Source organism: Aeromonas media, assembly GCF_000819985.1.
GTDB lineage: Bacteria > Pseudomonadota > Gammaproteobacteria > Enterobacterales > Aeromonadaceae > Aeromonas > Aeromonas media.
In genome coordinates this window covers 37,187-37,608 of sequence record NZ_CDBZ01000196.1, presented here as the reverse complement: position 1 = coordinate 37,608, position 422 = coordinate 37,187, and the positions used below count along the sequence as shown (strand labels likewise).

Sequence of the window (422 nt, the reverse complement as noted above, 5' to 3'; positions counted from 1 at the left end):
CGGCAAGCGCAACAACCTGGTGCTGGCCTATGGCGCGCCACTTATCAAGTCGACCCAGAAATATGCCGCCATGAGCCAGGAGGCGAGCGACTGGGCCCTGCGCAACCAGCAAAATCAGCTGGTGGTGGAGACCGACGCCAAGGCGCCGGACGGTGTGCTGCCCTGGTTCCCCGGTTTCAACGCCGAGGAGGGTTACCTGCGCATCGGTGACAAGCTCAACGGGCTGGAGGGGGCGCTTGGCTACTCCTACAACCTGTTCAGACTGGTGGCGAACAACCGCATCGATGCCAGCAACATCGATCACAGCGGCTGGGACAGGGTCGAGACCCCTGAGCTGGCCGAGGCAGGGGATCTGCGGGTCGCCAGCTTCAACGTGCTCAACTTCTTCACCACCGTCGTGGGGGGGGATGCCAACCCCACCG

General features: G+C 63.7%; 1 pseudogene. It reads left to right on the top strand.

The annotated features are described in order from the left end of the window. Nucleotides 1–422: pseudogene (locus BN1127_RS16720) on the top strand (ExeM/NucH family extracellular endonuclease); the annotation flags it as partial.